The sequence below is a fragment of the Planococcus rifietoensis genome (genome assembly GCF_001465795.2).
Classification (GTDB): domain Bacteria; phylum Bacillota; class Bacilli; order Bacillales_A; family Planococcaceae; genus Planococcus; species Planococcus rifietoensis.
The window spans coordinates 2,345,050-2,363,309 of sequence record NZ_CP013659.2 but is presented as its reverse complement, the minus strand read 5'-3'; the positions used below and the strand labels follow the sequence as shown (position 1 = coordinate 2,363,309).

Here is an 18,260-nt window from a genome sequence, read left to right as displayed (position 1 = left end):
GAAGTCGCTATTATAATAGTAGAAACTCATCAGTGAGACGAACTTAAAATGAAGTGATAACCAATTTATAAGGTGAAAAGAACTCCGTATAAATCCCTTTATATGGAATTTATTCAAATCATTTATTACAAACAGAAAAAATGTAAACGTTTTCGAAATATTTATCAAAATTTTACTTACCTTCGAAATCTTTTGTAGTATTATGGGTAATAGGGACAAACGTCTTCATACATAGTCAGAAAGATACAGCCCTGAGAGACGTTCGTCAAAAAAAATTGATAGGATGGTGTAGAAATGCCGAAAAAGATTTTCACTTCTGTAATGGCGACGACACTGGCTTTGACAGTCGTCGGGATCTACGATTCGCAAAAAGCGGAGGCAGCTGAAGGCGATTTCGAGTTAACGATCATGCACACGAATGACACGCACGCGAACCTGGACAACGCGCCGAAACGCGCAACTTTGATCAAGCAGCTTCGTGCGGAGAATACGAACAACCTATTGCTTGATGCAGGCGACGTTTTCTCAGGCTCATTGTATTTCAACATCTTCGAAGGGCAAGCGGATTTGGCGTTGATGAATTATATGCAGTATGACGCCATGACGTTCGGTAACCATGAGTTCGACCTTGGTTCGAGCGAAGAAGGCCACGCTTCACTAGCTGAATTCGTTGGCGGAGCAGACTTCCCGTTGGTCGGGGCTAACGTTGATTTCTCAGGCGATGCGAATATGTCACCGCTGGTAGCAGGCGAAGCGTTTACGAAAACGGCTGCTAACGGACAAATCTACAGCGGCGTTGTGAAAGAAGTGAACGGTGAGGAAGTTGGGATCTTTGGCTTAACAACTGCTGAAACAGCTGACATTTCAAGCCCGGAAGATATCCTTTTCACTGATTATATCGACGCAGCAAATGAAGCAGTTGAATGGTTTGAAGGACAAGAAGTCAATAAAATTGTTGCTTTGACGCACATCGGCTATGACGATAACGCAGCAGTCGATAACGACCGTACGCTCGCTGCAGAAGTAGATGGAATCGATGTAATCGTCGGCGGACATACACATACAAAACTATTGCCACCAGTACAAGTTGAAGATACAGTCATCGTCCAAGCGAACGAATATAATAAGTTTCTTGGCCAATTGGACGTCACTTTCGATGAAGCTGGAAATGTAACAAACTTTGTCGGTGAGCACCACGAAGTTGCGCTTGCTGAAGAAGATGCAGAAGCGGCAGAAATCCTTGCGCCATTTAAAGAAGAAGTGGAAGAATTGAAAGAAACGGAAATCGGTGTTGAAGCAAATGTCTTCTTGAACGGCACGCGCGGGGAGTTCGGAATTCGTGCAAGCGAGACGAACCTTGGAAACTTCATCACGGATGGCATGCTCGCAAAAGCGCAGCAAATCAATCCTGATACAACGATCGCCCTTCAAAACGGCGGAGGCATCCGTGCTTCCATCGAGCCAGGACCAATCACTTATGGTGAAGTATTGACAGTCTTGCCATTCGGCAATGCTTTGGCAATTATGGAAGTCACTGGCCAGGAACTCAAAGATGCTCTTGAGCACAGTGTCCGTGAATACCCGAAAGAAAACGGCGGATTCCTTCACGTATCTGGCATGTTCTTCAACTATGACGGCAAAGCACCAGTAGGCGAACGCGTCTTGTCTGTCTTTGTTGACACAGGTGGGGAAACTTACGACGAATTGAATTTGGAAGAAACGTATACAGTCGCAACGAACTCGTTCACTGCTAAAGGCGGCGACGGTTTTGACTCATTTGGTAAAGCTTATGAAGAGGGACGTGTTACTGAGCCTGGCTTCACAGACTGGGAAATGTTCGAAGAGCATGCACAATCCTTCGCTGATGAAGGTGTAGAGCCATACGAAGAACGCCGTATCAACCAAGTGCGCTTGTCTGGTGAAAACCGTTACGAAACAGCAATCGCCGTTTCGAAACAAGGCTGGGAATCAGCTGATACTGTAGTCATCGCTCGCGGCGACCAATATGCGGACGCTTTGACAGCAGCTCCACTAGCTGACCAAAACGAAGCTCCAATCCTATTGACTCGCTCTGGCGCATTGGCTTCTGGCGTCGCTGAAGAAATCGCACGCCTTGGCGCAACAAATGCCATCGTACTTGGCGGCACAAAAGCCGTTTCAGCTGATGTGGTAGCTGAACTTGAAGAACTTGACCTTGATGTTCAACGCATCGGCGGCGAAACACGCTATGACACAGCTGTTGCCATCGCGAATGAACTTGAAACAGCAGCAACTGATGCAGTTGTCGTAAGCGGTTTGAACTTCCCGGATGCTTTGTCCGCTGGTTCTTATGCAGCAGTCAACGACAAGCCAATCCTGTTGACGCGTCCTGACCGCATTCCGGCTGTCATTGCAGACGAACTCGAAAACTATGACACAACGACAATCATCGGCGGATCGCAAGCTGTTTCTGAAGGCGTAGCGGATGAATTGCCGAACGCTGATCGTGTCAGCGGCGCAGACCGTTACCTAACTTCTGCAGCAGTTGCAGATCTCTTGTTCGACGGCGCAGTTGAAGGCTTGGCTGCAAACGGCCAGAACTTCCCGGATGCTTTGACTGGAAACGCTCTTGCAGCAGCTTATGAAGCACCGATGCTTCTTGTGAAGAAAGACAGCGTCAACTCCGTTGTTGAAAACCGTGCGCATTACTATGGCACAGTCTTCACTTCAGGCGGAACGCAAGTCGTTTCTCCAGAAGTCATCAAAGCATTGCACGATTGATCGAAATACTAATACCCGGCTGCTCAGGCAGCCGGGTATTTTTTTGCCTTTGAGACTTCTATTCGTAAAGAGATTGAGAAAAGCATTAAGACTTGGTTAAGAATCCGTGAGATTCCGTATTTTTTCCATATTTTATAGTAGACTATCTATAGAGATTATGTAGAGAAACGGACGTGACAACGATGCAGAAAATCGTAACATTCTTAGCGGCGATTATGGTGGCTTTCACCGCCTTCCTCATTTGGCCGCAGAAAGACCAAAGCGAAGGATTTGGCGATGCAGAAACACCGGATCCAAACGAAACGGCTTCAACAGACGCCACACCAGACGACTCGCCGGAATCCGAACCTGTCGAACCTGAACCGTTTGAACTGACCTTAATCCACACAAACGATACCCATACCGTGATGGACAATATCGCACGGCGCGCCTCACTGATTGAAGAAATCCGCGGAGCCAGCACCCATCATCTTTTATTATCGGCAGGGGATGTAACGTCTTGGGAAATTGGGCGAAAAGCGCAGGATTCACTGGCTAATGCCGTGTTCATGAACCACCTCGATTATGATGGGATGGTGCTCGGCAACCACGAGTTCGACCTCGGGGAAGGAGTTGTTGACCATGGCCCGCTCAGCACTTACGTTAAAAACGCCGCGCATCCAGTGCTTGGCGCCAATGTCGACTTCTCGCAAGATCAATTCCTTGAGCCCTATGCAGACTATAGCTATACGGACGCGCCAGTAGATGGCCGCATCAATAAAGGTTTTGTGCAAACGGTGGGCGATGAACAAATCGGCATATTTGGCATCACGCATTACAAGGAAGTCGTGACCGTTCCTGGCGATGTTTCATTCGCAGATTATACCGAAGCGGCCAAACAAGCGGTCGCCCATTTCGAATCGATCGGCATCGATAAAATCGTGGCGTTGACCCATATCGGCGTCGGGCATGATCGGACATTGGCGAAAGAAGTGGCAGGCATCGACGTTATTATCGGCGGCCACTCGCATGTTACGACCAACCCACCGAACCATATCGGGGATACGCTAGTCGTACAGACCGGCGAATACGACACCAACCTCGGTGAACTGAACGTCGTTTTCGACGAAGCAGGCAAGATCGTCGACCATTCCGGCAAATTGCACCCGACCAAAAACGCAGAAATCCATCCAGACACAGCACGCGTGCAGGAACTGTTCGATGAAGCCACTGCACTCGGCATCATCAGCTACGAAGACTTTATTGGACATGTCATCAAAGCCGGCGAGCTGGATACATATGAAGCGTTTATCAAGTGAACACAAAACAGGCACCCTTCGCAATGGAGGGATGCCTGTTTTTTTGATGGGGATAGGAGGTAGGGATTAAAAAAAGGAGAGAGGAAAAGCTTCCGCTTTTTGACTGCGTTGCAGGGGACTGCTTGAGGCTCGCAGGATGCGAGTCATGCAGCTGATGCGACGAAAACTGTTAGATAGAAAGAAGAGATTTGAAAAGCTTCCGCTTTTCGACTACGTTGCAGGGGGCTGCTTGCCGTGGGGCGGGTGTTGAGCCAACGTGCCAAAGAGTGCGGCACGTTTGTCTCGCCAGCCCGCGCAGTCCCACAGGAGTCAGCCCCCTTCCACTCCGTCTCTATATTTAGAGTGGGAGGTATTTTCTTCAACCTACTAATTTCTTTTACGTGAAAGTGCGTCATGTTTTGTATCTTGAGTCATCTTATTTTTAAGAATGTGCAAATTAATTCGGATCTATCCGCATAATTTAAAAGTAAGCAGCCATGTGCCAGATGAAGTGTCTTGGGAAGCGATTCCCCCACTAGCCGGCAACTGCATAAAGAAGCAGATCTACTTAAACAGTCAACTTGCAATGAAATCTCTAAGCCGACTAGCGCCCAGGGTGAGCCGAAGCAATAAGACAGGTGTTCTTCCTGGCTTATTGCGAGAGGCCAACCCAAAGCAAGGCGGCGACTATTAGAATGAAGCTGAAATCAAACATCGTAATAGGTCCACAAACAACAAATCCTCGCTATCTATCCCAAACTTGTCCCAGGAAGCGATTCCTCCACTAGCTGGCAACTCCATACAGAAGCAGATCTACTTAAACAGTCAGTTTGCAATGAAATGACTCAACTTCCTTTCGCCATTTCATTGGCTTAGTGCCAAAGGCCAACCCAAAGCAAGGCGGCGAATATTACCAAGAAGAAAAAATAGAGCCTCGCAACAATTCCACAACCAATCCCTTACTATCTCCTTATACACCTTCACACTAAGTCCCCAACGCATAAAAAAGCCCTTCTCCCGGAATCCCGGAAGAAGGGCAAGCATTAATACGAATCAACATCTGACTGCGACAAATGCCAATCAGCCAGCTCGTCATAAGAACCCGTGCCAGTGAAATCCTTGATGACGAACGGCATCGGGCTATTGATATGGAAAAAGCCGGCTTTCTTCAATGCGCGGTAGCGCGGGCTATCAGGCACGGCCCAGCAATTGAGCACATCTGCTTTAGTGAACCGGCGGATCGCCTTCAGTTGATCCGCAATGATCGCTTCATCGTTCGGACCGAACAAATCTACAATCGTCGCGAAGCTCACGCCATTTTCTTTCGTTTCCTCGTGCAGCACGCAATAACCTTCAGCGTAGCCGTTCTGCTCCAAGGTATACACTTGATAGGGCTTTGTCGGATGATCAAGAAAACGGCGCTGGATGTAGCTTCCGCTGCGTTTGGCATGAAGCGGGTATTGATTTTCAAAACGCCCATACAGCATATCGACTACGGCAAGGCGATCGCCGAGTTCACGCAGTTGATGTCTGCTCTTTTTAGGGATGCTCATAGAAAACACTTTGTCGAGCGGCGACTGGATCGCTTTTAGCTTGCCGACCTTTGCCGCAAGCAAAGCGCCTGGCTTATTGACGGCAAGAAAGCGGGGAACATTCCCAAGGTCTTTGCCGCCTGCCACTTTCATGAACACTTGCTTCGCGGTTTCAGCAGGGAAGCCATAGAGGATGTCGAGCTCTTCCGTTTCACATTCCTCAATCATGCGGGAAACGATTTGCTTGTAGATGCCCCGGCCTTGGAAGTCTGGATCGACCATGATGTCGACCCGTTCACCAAGCGAGAGTTCCGTGCCTTGCTGGCGCGCCGTCAGTTTCAGGAAAGCAGCATGGCCGTTAATGTGGCCATCGTCTTCTGAAACGACAATCGTCGAACTTTCTGGAAAGGTTTCGAATTTCCATTGCCATTCAGCGAGTGATCGCTGTTTGCCAAAGACTTTTTCATACAGGGCATTGATACCGATCTCATCGCCTGGCTGGTAAAGGCGGATCATAAAGTGTCACCATCATCCCGGAATCCGAAATCTTCCCGGCGAGATGCCGCAGCTAGAAGTGCGAAGAACGCGAGCCCGAAAATATCAGATTCCCATAGGTTGTAGACAAGACCCATGAAATACGCGCCGAGCAAGATGCTCGCAGTCAGTGAATACAAATAGCTTTCTTTGTGCTTTTTTGCGTAACGCCAAAACATCGTTAACAAGAAGGCGGCAAAGGCGATTACACCGAGTACGCCGGTTTGGACAATGATTTGGATGTATTGGTTATCGGAATAGAACTTATGGCCGATTTCGTATTCATCATAAATCGGCGAACCGTTCGAAAGGGTAGTGGAATCGCCGAATGTGGCAAATCCGGTCCCGATGATCGGGTAGTCTTTGAATACTTCAAAGCCGGTTTTGACGATGAACAAGCGGCCGGAACTTTGGCTGCCGGTGACCGTATCTTCGCTGAATGTGCTGCCGATGCGGTCGCGGAAACCAGACTCGCCGCCAACATCGAATTGTTGGATGTTGGTGACTTTTTCAGAACCGATGTCGGTGCTCTCAAAGTAATTAGTCAATAGATTCAGCGGCAAGACCACAAGTACGAGAGCAATTGCCGTGTATTTGACGAAGTCGATCAGCACGCTCATTTTCCTTGTCATGATCAAGAAGGCGATAGCGGCGATCAAGAACCCGCCCCACGTGCCGCGTGAGTATGTCAGTACTAGGATGCCGACCAACAAGACATTCAAGATATCCATATAACGCGGGTTGAATTCCTTCAATTTATTCTTCGCGTAATAGAAGGCGATGAATGCGAACATCAAGTAAATGCCGAGCACGTTCGGGTTGCCGAGCATGCCATAGATGCGCACGCGGTTTTTTGCCGACAGCGCCATGGCTTCCCATGATTCTGGCAGGAACATGTTGCGGATGGACAGTTTTTCAGTGATTGCCTGGATAATGACCAAGATCGCCGTCCAGATGAAAATCCACACGAGGTTGACGAGGTCTTTACGCGTGATCCCAAGGCGGTAGACGATGTAATAGACCAAGTAAAAGAGCAGGAACTGGCGCAATTGCATAGCAATCAAGATTGGGCTGATGCCCATGATAAGTGCAGAAATTGAACCGATGATCAGAAAGGCGAAATAGGCATATTCGAAATTCTTGAAATGGAATAACTTCCCGATCGTTTTGCGGTTCATCCAGAACACTTGGAACAGCGCACCGAATACGATGGCTTCGGTTAAATAGCTGAGTCCCGGATTGTACTGGGTAACAAATTCACGGACTGGGATGTAGACGAACAGCAGCAGGATGCCGTGCTTCGGATTGATGAACGCATAGGCGAACAACACGGCAGTCAACGCGTAGCCGATGATGGCAAGCTCTGAGTAACCTATTAGCATGATGGCGATCAAGGCAATGAGCCAAAACCATTTTTCGTTATCGTTCTTAAAAAAGTTCATAATATCCTCCAAATGCATTTATAATTAGCGGCTTTGATAAATCGCCTTTTTCAACTTCAAATTCTTAAAGATTGCCCACCACAATGTGACGGTGCGGTTCGCTTGCTTGAAATGCTTTTCGTACTGGCGGTCTTGCGTCTTTAAATGATCGGCCGCCTGGACAAATTGTTGCGGTGTGTTTTCGATGAAGGTTTCTACGTAGCGTGCGTGTGCATCGTTTGTCTGTGCAGCTTTGACCTCAGCGAGCACCAAGAATCCATCGAACGCGATGACTTGGCTTTTGAATGCCTCGGTCGCCCGTTGTTTGAGCGGGAATTGATCGGTAATGTCCATGATACAATTGATCGCTTCCGGTGGTACAGGGCAATTGATCTCATATTCGCGGACGACTTTTGGCTGATAAGCCGTATGCTTCAAGGCATCCGCCACCAAGTGGGCGCTATACACATGATCCGGATGGGCGTCGATCAAGCTCGTCGTATAGATCGTATCCGGTCGGATTTCGTCGATCAGCTCCACAAAGCGTTCGCTCGAAGCGACATGCTTGATCTTGCTGTCGGGATAATCCAAATAACGGACATCTGTAAAGCCGAGCAAGTCTTGGATCGACCGCAATTCCTGTTTACGGGTTTCAGCCAAGGCATCGGCTTCTACCGGTGCGGCGTTGCTGTTCTTGCCATCGGTGATAATGGCGATGGTGACTTGCGCACCGGCATCGGCATAACGGCGGATGGTTCCGCCGAGCCCGATCGTTTCGTCATCGATATGGGGCGCAAAGACCAGCACGCGCTGTGCCGGTTCAAGTGGAGTGAGCGGCTTGTCGGCTTTGTAAAAGCGTTTCAAGGAAGCTTTGATCGCCGGATTCAGCACCGGCGCAGCGTTTTTCATTAATGCTTGTTTCATAATGCAAAAAACTCCTTATGATTTTCTAAGCTTGCTGATGAGAAAGCGCGCGATCTCCGTTTTCAAGGCGAGCGCCGCGATGACGTAGACAATGGCGCCGATGATCGCGGTCAGGCCGAAGCGGATATAGATATTGAGATCCTCGAGAATTCCTGAAGCGAGCCATAAAGCCAATAGCATCACAGCGGTCGCTGCAAAAATCTTGGCCGCGTCTTTTACAATAAAGTGCGAGTTGAGCTTGCCTTGCGTCCGGTTAAAAACAACCCAGTTGAGCGCAAAGTAAACGAGCGCCATGACGGACGAAGCAAGTGGAATCGCCAAATACGAGTCAAGCAATGCGATGAACAGGAAGTTCAATGCGACATTGAGCGCGATGGAGAATAAGGAAATGCGCAAAATGACATGGCCTTGCTTTTTTGAGTAGAAAGCTTTGTTCAAGATGTTTTGCAAACTGAAGAATAATACCGATCCCAGGTAAAGGTAGCCGACATTTGCAGTGGCTGCCGTCGCGTCCGCTGTAAAGGCGCCGCGTTCATAGACGATCGTGATGAGATCTTGCATCAGCCACATCATTCCCGCAACAGCAGGCAGCAAAACCAAAAGCGTCAACATCAAGCCGTATTCGATTCCTTGTTTGAAGCTTTTTTCATTGGCATTCGCGATGGCTTTCGACAAAATCGGGAAAATAATCGTCCCGATGGTTACGCCAATAATCGCTTGTGGGAAGTGGACGATGTTCTTGGCGTAGTTAACGTAGTTGACCGCTGAATCACTGAACGAACTCGCAAAGATATTGTCGATGGTCAAATTGACTTGGCCGACCATAACCGTAATAGCGACCGGGATGAAAATGATCGAAAAGGGCTTGATTTCCTCCCAATCGAGCTTGCCGATTACTTTATGGCTGCCTTTAGGGACGAACCAAAGCCGTTTAGCGATATACGATAATAACGCACCGGCCAAATAACCAAACGCCATAGAGTAGGCGCCGATCTCATCTGCAAACAATAAAGTACTGAGAATGGTGCTGCCGATGACGATGATCTGTGAAATGACCGACAATGAAAATTTGTTTTCTGCATCAAGATAGGCCTCATAGACCGAGTTCAATGACACGAGAAAGACAGCTATAAAGAAGATAATAGCTAAAGCAACACTCAATTCAATCGCATCAGCTCGCACATCGGGCTGAAGGTTAGGGAATTGAAATAGCAAAGGTAGTAGCAACGGTGATACCAATGCACCGAGAGCGGAAACAATCAATCCGAGCACCATCGTCCCGCGGATGATTTGCGAAAAATGATGATGGCCCTTGCCATCCGCTTGTGCATGGATGAAACTTGGCACGAAAGCGTTCTTCATGCCGGTAGTGAAGAATAAAATAAAGGTATTGGCCATAGCGAATGCAGCGAAATATGCAGCTGATTGATAGGAATCCCCAAATTGATAGGCAATAACCATATCCCGGAGAAGCCCGGAAACTTTCAAAAACAGCGACGCAATGACAAACAAAATGCCGGTGATAGCGAGTTTTCTGCCCAAAACAAAATCCTACTTTCTTCAAATGGTTAAGCGGTAAAACAAAACCAAATTCTTTCCTTATATATAGGAGCAATAATCTCCCAATTCCATTTCCCTATCTTATCACGAAACCTCTAGTTTAGACGTATCTCGGGCGATTATGTTGCGGAAAAATTCACAACTGACAAGCTTGCAGGACTAATGAATTATTCAATGTGCAAAATTAGAAAATAGCTTTCTCTTGCTCCTAATATACAGGATAAAAAAGGAAATATTATAAATAATTTGGTCAAAAATAAAAGAAATTTACAAATATTCAATAAAGCGTTTACATTTGTCGAGTATACTAAATCAGTATGACAATAAATTATTAGAGGAGTGAAGGTTTGTGACAAAAAGCGCGTTCAGCAAGATCTTTTTGAGTCTCCTATTGGCTTTATCAGCTGCCTTGCCATATATGGCGACAGCCGAAGCAGCAGAAACCATTTCAGTTGCAGAAGCCATTGAAAACAATACAGGAACAGCAACGGTGAAAGGGTTTATCGTTGGAACTGCAAATAGTGGAACCAGCTATGATCAGGAAGCACCTTTCACAGCAGCAACCAATGTTGGTTTGGCGGATTCCCCGGATGAAACTGACCCGGCGAAAATCCTGCCGGTTCAATTACCATCAGGATCCGTGCGTGCTGGTTTGAACTTGGTCGATAACCCTACTAATTTCAAAGCAGAAGTAACGATCAGTGGAACGCTTGGAGCTTATTTCACAGTTCCTGGTTTACGTTCAGCTTCAGCATTCACAATCCTGTCTGAAGGCGAAGCACCGCCGACCGCGACACCTGTAGACAGTGTTCAGGAAGCACGCGACTCTGAAGGATTGATTTCCGTCGAAGCAACTGTGACGACCGAAACAGGCTTCTGGGGCGGCAACGCTTTTTACGTACAGGATGAAACAGCGGGCATTTATGTCTACACATCGAGCGCAACTGTAACGGCAGGGGATATCGTCCGTTTGGAAGGTACTATGTCTGAATACAGCGGCGAGCTTCAATTGCAGCCGAACACAGTAGAAGTCGTGTCTTCTGGAAATGAATTGCCGGAAGCACAGTTGATTTCACCGGCAGGCGTCAATGAAGAGACTCAAGGCGAACGCATTTCGATCGAACGCGTCGAAATCACTAACTTGAAAGCCGTTAACACATATGGAACGTTCGAGTTCACGGCAGTGGCGGAAAATGGCGAGCAAGTCGTCGTCCGCAACGACAACCGCAATGGCTTGACGTTCGAAGATTTCACAAAAGAATACAAAGAAGGCGACTTGATCTATCTTTCAGGCATCGCTTCGAAATATAACGATATGTACCAAGTGAAAACGCTCGGCTTCGACAGCTTCGAGCTCGTCAACAAGCCGGCTGTGTACACAGACATCTTCCCGGGCGTCGTCTCGGAAGGAACTGAAATCACGCTCGCAAGCGGCTTGGACAATGCAACAATCCATTACACGACAGACGGTTCAACACCGACTGCAGAAAGTGAAGTTTACACTGCGCCGATCGTCCTGACGCAAGATACAGTGATCAAAGCGATTGCAGTGACAGGCGAAACATCGGAAGTATTTTCATTTGATTACACGGTCCTGAAATCAGAGGACTTGAAAATCCGCGACATCCAAGGGCAAGGCCATTATTCAAAATATGAAGATGTAGCTGTCAATGAAGTGACAGGCGTCATCACGCATTTCTATAACGGCGCAAACTTCGTCATCCAAGATACAGAAGGTGACGGCGACTGGAAAACATCAGAAGCGATCATCGTCAACCGCTCATCCGCATCAAGCGACTTTGCAGTTGGGGATGTCGTAACAGTCGCAGGTACGGTCGAAGAATGGTTCTATAAAGGCTATTCCGATATGCGCGACAACGATCTACCGGTAACACGCATTCGTTCAACGGACGTTGTGAAAACAGCAACTGCAGAACTGCCTGAACCGATCGTGATCGGTGAAGATGTCTTCCCGCCGACTCAAAATATTGAAAATGATGGCTTGACGGAATTCCAGCCGGAAGAAGACGGTATTGATTTCTGGGAGTCACTGGAATTGATGCGTGTCAGCGTAGCTGATGCACAAATCGTCGGACCGCAAAATTACGGCGAAGTATTTGTCGTATCGAAAAATGCGACAAACAACGAGTTCCACAAGCAAAACGGAATTCTTCTTGAAGAAGACGATTTCAACCCGGAACGTATCACCGTCACAACAGGTGAAGATGTTATCGCGAAAGCGGGCGACACATTCGCTGAAGCGCCAGTCGGTGTTCTTGGCTACGGATTCGGCAACTACCAAATCTGGACAGAAACTGATGAATTGCCAGAAATCGTAGACGGCGGAGTACAGCCGGAACAGACATGGATCGAGAACGCAGACGATAAATTGACAGTTGCAGCTTATAATGTTGAAAACTTCTCAGCAGATCCGACCCACACATCAGATGAGAAAGCACGACGCATCGCAGAATCGTTTGTGAATGACTTGAATTCACCAGATGTTATCTCGATGATCGAAGTCCAAGACAGCGATGGGCCGATTGCTTCTGGAAACTCCGATGCGACCGCTTCTTATGAGCGCCTCATCGAAGACATCCAAGCTGCAGGCGGACCTGAATACGCTTGGACAGACATCGCACCGGAATACAACCAGGATGGCGGACAGCCAGGCGGCAACATCCGCGTTGGCTTCTTGTACAACCCGGACCGCGTTGAGTTGTCTGAAGGTGAAAAAGGAACAGCGACACAGGACAACTCGTGGACACCGGAAGGCGACCTTGAATTGAACCCTGGACGCGTTCAGCCAATTGCAATGCCGAACACACGCAAGCCACTAGCAGCACAATTTGAATTCCAAGGCGAAGAAATCGTCGTTATCGCCACTCACTTGAACTCAAAAGGCGGGGACCAAAGCTTGTTCGGACAGAACCAGCCGCCGCAGTTCACGTCTGAAATCGAACGCATTGAATTGGCGAAAGCCATCAACGGATTCATTGCAGAAGGCCTGGAAATCAATCCGGAACTGAATGTCGTCGTTACTGGCGATATGAACGATTTCGAATTCACGCCAGCACTTGAAGCACTAGAAGGGGATATCTTGACGAACAAAGTCAACGATGTTCCTGAAGAAGACCGTTTCTCTTATTACTACCAAGGCAACTCGCAAGTGCTCGATCACTTGTTGGTGACAAACAACTTGGCGGACAATACAGAACTTGATATGGTCCACATCAACTCGATGTTCATGGAAGAACAGGGACGCGCATCGGACCATGATCCATTACTTGCACAAATCACTTTCGACAAACCGCAAGTGCCTGGTGAACAGCAAGCGGATCCGGATTTCTCAGGTTTTTCAGCAGTAGTTGAAGCTGGAGAATTTGATGAAGACGGTACCCTTGATATCACATTTACGGAAGGCACAATCGATGAATTGCTTGAAAGCGGCAAAGCTTTGCTAATCCAACTGGACGATGCCAGTTTGAGATTCACGCCAGCCAATTTGCAGCAATTGGCACAATCAGCTGGAGATGGCATGACGCTTGCACTTGAAGCTGGAGATGATGCTCAAGTCAACAACCGCCCTACCATGACAGGCCAGCTCGATATCGCCGTGCTGGATGCAGAAGGCGAACAACTTAACCTGAAATTCACAGAAGCTGTAGAATTGAGTTTCGAAACGGATCCAGGCATCAAAGTCCAGTTCGGTGCACGTGAAGACGCTAAAGGTAAATGGAAAATCATCCAAGGCAGCAAAAACGGTTCGACTTTCACATTGGAAGTCAACGAACTCGGCCATTACACAGTCGTTACGAACAAAGGGCAATTGGTGAAAAACAGAAGATAAATGAATAGAAAAAGGCTGGGGAAGAATTCATTCCTCAGCTTTTTCTATTCGTCAAAAAATGGATCGACTTGCCATGCTGAAGCGCCGATCAAAACGATGTCCCTTCGCCATTCCTTTTTCAATTCTGGCTTGCTATAATGAACTCACATTAACGGAAGCGGGTTGAGACTATGGAAAAACGGATGATGCAATGGCTGATGGTTTTCCTGTCGGCGATGATTCTTGCGGCTTGCGGAAGTACGGGGACAGAGGCGCCGCCGGAAGCTGAAACAGAGCAGACGGATTCGCCGGTCGATACGGCCGCTCAGGAAAAAGCCGTAATGATGGCGAATGCCAAGACGCACGTCTACACAATCTATACCGATTTCGAGCAAGGATCCGGATTTTTATTCAATAACAAGGGCGACATTTTGACGAACGCCCATGTCGTACGAGATGCCACGTTTATTTCACTCGTCAATAGCGACGGGCAGGAATTCGCCGGCAAAGTGATCGGCATGTCGCTCGATGAGGATTTGGCGCTTGTCCGTGTTGAAGACCTCGCAGGAAAAGAGCCGCTTGAGCAGGAAATGGAACCGGTCGATATCGGCACGCCGGTTATCGCCATCGGCAGCCCTGAAAATGCAGCAAATACTGCGACCGAAGGGGAAATCACCGACACTGGCGTCGATTTCTCGGAAGTCTTCGTCTATACGGACCTCTATGAAATGAATGCCTTGATCAAGCAGGGCTCAAGCGGTGGGCCGCTTCTAGACGCAAGCACCGGCCGCGTGCTCGGCATCAATTCGGTCATGCTTGAAGACAATCCCGAAATCGGCTATGCAATCCCGCTTTATTTAAAAAAGGAAATGTTGGATGGCTGGGCGAATAACCCAGATCCGCTGCCCGATTCGCAATTGGTGGAACCGTCCGTGAAGGATGCGTATTTTGAAGAAGCGCTATTATCGAGTTTCATCGAAGCCTATTACGACTTGCTGCCGTATTCGATGAATGACGAGGAGCTGAATTATTACTCTTCCTATTTAGTGCCGGGAAGCCAGGCGGTTGAAGCGGTTGACAGTGTCATCCAGGAGTATTCCGAAGAGGGCCGCGTATTCGATTCAGTCGTGCCGGAAGTCAGTTCTGTGGAAATTGAAGGCGACCGCGCATACGTCGAAGCCGGCGCTGTATTCAATTACCACGAAGCAAACGGCGAGACCGGAACAATCGACCACCGGCGACTCTACACCGTCGTGATTGATGAGTACGGGGATTATCAGATTGAATATGTGGAAGAACGATAAAGGGCCTTCTGTTGAAGGCTCTTTTTTGAAATCGAGAAATTGCAGCGTTGCGCTTTAAATGGAAATCAATAGATGGAACCGCAAACAATTTCAACCCTCAGATCTACGGTAAGTGAAGCAGCTGCCAGCACAAAACTATGGCTCAGACAGACGAAAGGGGAATGAACATGCCCAAGACCAAATGGTTTCGTTTCTTGCTCAGCACGCTATTGATCTTTGCCATCATCAACTTGGCAGTGCGTGTGCCTTTTGTGTTTTACCCGGTCCGCGTTGCGTTTTCTACCTTGATGCCGATTATCATCATCGGCGGGATTCTGTTTTATATCTTTAGGCCAATCGTCAAGCTATTATCTAAGAAGATGCCCCGTGTCGTGGCCATTCTGGTGATTTTCGTTGTGTTCCTGGCGCTGCTCGTCGGCTTTTCCTTATGGATTGGCCCGCTGATTTTCAGGCAGATCCAATCCTTGATCGAAAACTTTCCGTCGATCGTGAGAGAAGTTCAAAATCAATCGAACAGGGCCTTGTCGAGTCAATGGTGGAGCTATATTCAAGAACAGGATTTTCTGCCTGGCTTGAATCCGGACGCTATAGCCGCGAATTTCCGGAACGCACTGACAGGCATCGGTTCGAATATCCTGAGTTTTACCGGTGTGCTCGTCAGCGCCTTGACTTCACTGGTCGTCGTGCCGTTTGTCCTATTCTTTTTATTGAAAGACGGCGACAAATTGCCGGCCAGCTTCCTTAAGTTGTTGCCGCAGGATTCGCGGGCAGAAGGCGCCAAAATCCTTCATGATATGGACGAAAACCTCAGTGCCTATATTCAAGGACAGGCGACGGTCAGTTTATTCGTCGGGGGGCTGAGCTATATCACGTACCTGATACTCGGCGTAGATTATGCCATCATCTTGGCATTGGTCGCGACATTCACAAACGTCATCCCGTTTGTCGGCCCGATTATTGGAGCCGTTCCGGCCATTGTCGTAGCTTTTTTCCAGGAACCGATTCTCGGCTTATGGGTGCTGATCGCCATTATTATCATCCAGCAAGTCGAAAGTAATCTCATCTCGCCCAATATCATGGGCAAGAAACTATCGGTGCATCCGGTAACCATCATTTTCCTGTTGTATATCGGAGGCAACCTAGCTGGACTTATCGGCATGATCTTGGTCATCCCAACTTACGCTGTAGGAAAAGCCGTCGTCCAAAACCTTTACCGTCTCATCCGCCTGCGTTACCCGGCGATGAGATAGGAAGAATGTGGGAATTAACCGCTTGATTTTGGCAAGAAAGACTGGGTCTGCTATTTAAAAAAGCAGCTTGGCAAAAGGCCAAGTTGCTTTTCATTGAAAAAAGATCTAAATGGCAACGCGGATGTTTAAAAGAGATTCAAACTCAAAAAAGGCCTGCAATGACGCCGTTTTAAATGAAAAGAGGAAAACTGATGGATTATCGCTGGGATGTAATCGATGCGCTGGAAGCACAGGAGAAGTACATAGAAGCGTTGACGTTGATGGTCATTGAATGGGAAAAGAATCCCGAAGATTTGAAAGTGGCCAACCGATTAGGCTTTCTTTGCTGGTATGTAACCGTAGAAGCAGATGTACTTGGTGATAATGGGTTGGACGCAATTGGAATCGATGAATGCGGAAAGTTATTTTCGGAACTGGCTCATTTCGGTCAAATAACGTTCCCTGAAGAGCCAGACTTTCTATCGAGTTATGGCTACATGATTTCTTTATTTCCGGACTACTTCGATTTGTCCGCTCTTGAAATTTGCGGAGAATACGGTTCGGATATATACAGGATCGGAGAAAGAATGATCGGAAAAGCCCGCAGCCTAAAACCTGAAGATAAAATCATCCAGCTAATGCACATCGACAGCAAGCCTAATAGAAAAAGCAATCACGCATACAGGGAACTGTGCCATGAAGTTAGCCGTTTATTGCCGGCGGCATTCCAAGGTGAAGGGGAAATGCAGCAATACTTTAAGGAAGTCTTGAACCGGACAAATCTTGACTCTGACTGAAGCCTTTGCCTATACACAAGCTAGACCTCGCCATTCCAATTAAGCAATCGAACCAAAGTAGATGAAAATTGCACAGCCACTTGCTTACACATTTTAAATTTCAATGAACTCTAAAAGCAGCCACGCGCTTAAGGGTGAGCCGAAGCAATAAGACAAGTGACCTTCTTGGCTTATTGCGGGAGGCCAACCCCAAGCGTGCTGCGGATAACTAGAACCAGAATTGATAAGTACTATTCCAAGTAAACATCAAAATTACAGCTATCTTGATTCCATTAGCTAGCCCAGCTAAGTAAATGAATTAAAGCGAATGACATTTATAAACTTATTCACTTGTTCTCTTGCCAATCCAGCGAAATCTAAAAGCAGCCACGCGCTTAAGGGTGAAGCGAAGCCGGAAAATGATAAACTTCGCATACTCCACTAGATTGGGAAATCAACGTATAACTTTGCTCCCACATCTGCAAAAGCAGATGCGTCGCAAATGAAGCGGCTCAACTGCCTTTCGCCAATTAATTGGCTCATTGTGAAAGCTCAACCCCAAGCGTGGCTGCGAAGAACCAGCAGAAACTGCAGTGAATACCATCAAAACTAAACACCAAAACTCTAGCTATTTTCCTACGACTAGCTAGCCGCGCTATGCGAATGAACCAAAGTGGATGACATATACGAACCCAGTCCCATGTTCTCAATCCAATTCAACCAAATCTAAAAGCAGCCACGCGCTTAAGGGTGAGCCGAAGCAATAAGACAAGTGATCTTCTTGGCTTATTGCGGGAGGCCAACCCCAAGCGGGCTGCGGATAGCTGGCAGACGAACCGGGCAAGCTAATTCTAATTAAACAATTAGACTCTTGCTATTCCAAATTCAAAAAGTTTTGAATTCGCAAGCCAGCTATGGTATTCTATTGCCGACAATAAAAAAATATCGCTATTCCACTAGGGGAGCCATGTTGGCTGAGACGGACAAGAGTCCGGACCCTTTGAACCTGATCTGGATTATACCAGCGTAGGGAAGTGGGCGAATTGTGAGCCTTTCTCCAATTTCTTCAGCTGACCTTTATCGCCGCTTCCTTACCTGGGAAGCGGTGTTTTAT

The 18,260-nt window shown here is 47.7% G+C and carries 10 protein-coding genes and 1 riboswitch; of the genes, 6 read left to right on the top strand and 4 right to left on the bottom strand.

Annotated features, from left to right (window positions below; genetic code table 11):
• The first annotated feature begins 294 nt into the window (after positions 1-294).
• Both AUC31_RS11775 and AUC31_RS11770 read left to right on the top strand, forming a co-directional pair.
• Positions 295-2,760, top strand: coding sequence for a cell wall-binding repeat-containing protein (locus tag AUC31_RS11775; protein WP_058383005.1), 2,466 nt, complete (start codon positions 295-297; stop codon positions 2,758-2,760).
• 182 nt (positions 2,761-2,942) lie between these two features.
• On the top strand, positions 2,943-4,058 hold the full coding sequence (locus tag AUC31_RS11770) for a bifunctional metallophosphatase/5'-nucleotidase (protein ID WP_157073496.1): 1,116 nt from the start codon (positions 2,943-2,945) through the stop codon (positions 4,056-4,058).
• A gap of 1,022 nt (positions 4,059-5,080) precedes the next feature.
• On the opposite strand, the gene AUC31_RS11765 is transcribed toward AUC31_RS11770, so the two are convergent.
• From AUC31_RS11765 to murJ, 4 genes are read right to left on the bottom strand one after another with little or no spacing between them, the layout of a single operon-like run.
• Entirely contained in the window at positions 5,081-6,085 is a 1,005-nt protein-coding gene (locus tag AUC31_RS11765) for a GNAT family N-acetyltransferase (RefSeq protein ID WP_058383007.1), read from the bottom strand.
• On the bottom strand, positions 6,082-7,545 hold the full coding sequence (locus AUC31_RS11760; protein WP_058383008.1) for an O-antigen ligase family protein: 1,464 nt from the start codon (positions 7,543-7,545) through the stop codon (positions 6,082-6,084). Before AUC31_RS11760 ends, AUC31_RS11765 begins: the two co-directional genes overlap by 4 nt.
• 24 nt (positions 7,546-7,569) lie before the next feature.
• Positions 7,570-8,448: a PIG-L deacetylase family protein gene (locus tag AUC31_RS11755; RefSeq protein WP_058383009.1), complete on the bottom strand. Its 879-nt coding sequence runs from the start codon at positions 8,446-8,448 to the stop codon at positions 7,570-7,572.
• Between the two features lie 15 nt (positions 8,449-8,463).
• Positions 8,464-9,990 carry a murein biosynthesis integral membrane protein MurJ gene (gene murJ, locus AUC31_RS11750; protein WP_058383010.1) on the bottom strand — a complete coding sequence of 509 codons (1,527 nt, stop codon included), beginning with the start codon at positions 9,988-9,990 and terminating at the stop codon, positions 8,464-8,466.
• 367 nt (positions 9,991-10,357) lie between these two features.
• On the opposite strand from murJ, the gene AUC31_RS11745 reads away from it, so the two are divergent.
• From AUC31_RS11745 to AUC31_RS11730, 4 genes are all read left to right on the top strand, one after another.
• Positions 10,358-13,858, top strand: coding sequence for a DUF6359 domain-containing protein (locus tag AUC31_RS11745; protein ID WP_058383011.1), 3,501 nt, complete (start codon positions 10,358-10,360; stop codon positions 13,856-13,858).
• Positions 13,859-14,028: 170 nt separating this feature from the next.
• On the top strand, positions 14,029-15,141 hold the full coding sequence (locus AUC31_RS11740) for a S1C family serine protease (protein ID WP_058383012.1): 1,113 nt from the start codon (positions 14,029-14,031) through the stop codon (positions 15,139-15,141).
• A gap of 167 nt (positions 15,142-15,308) precedes the next feature.
• Positions 15,309-16,391, top strand: coding sequence for an AI-2E family transporter (locus AUC31_RS11735; RefSeq protein WP_058383013.1), 1,083 nt, complete (start codon positions 15,309-15,311; stop codon positions 16,389-16,391).
• Positions 16,392-16,582: 191 nt separating this feature from the next.
• Entirely contained in the window at positions 16,583-17,167 is a 585-nt protein-coding gene (locus AUC31_RS11730; protein WP_058383014.1) for a hypothetical protein, read from the top strand.
• A gap of 927 nt (positions 17,168-18,094) precedes the next feature.
• Positions 18,095-18,196, top strand: a riboswitch (TPP riboswitch).
• Positions 18,197-18,260 lie beyond the last annotated feature (64 nt).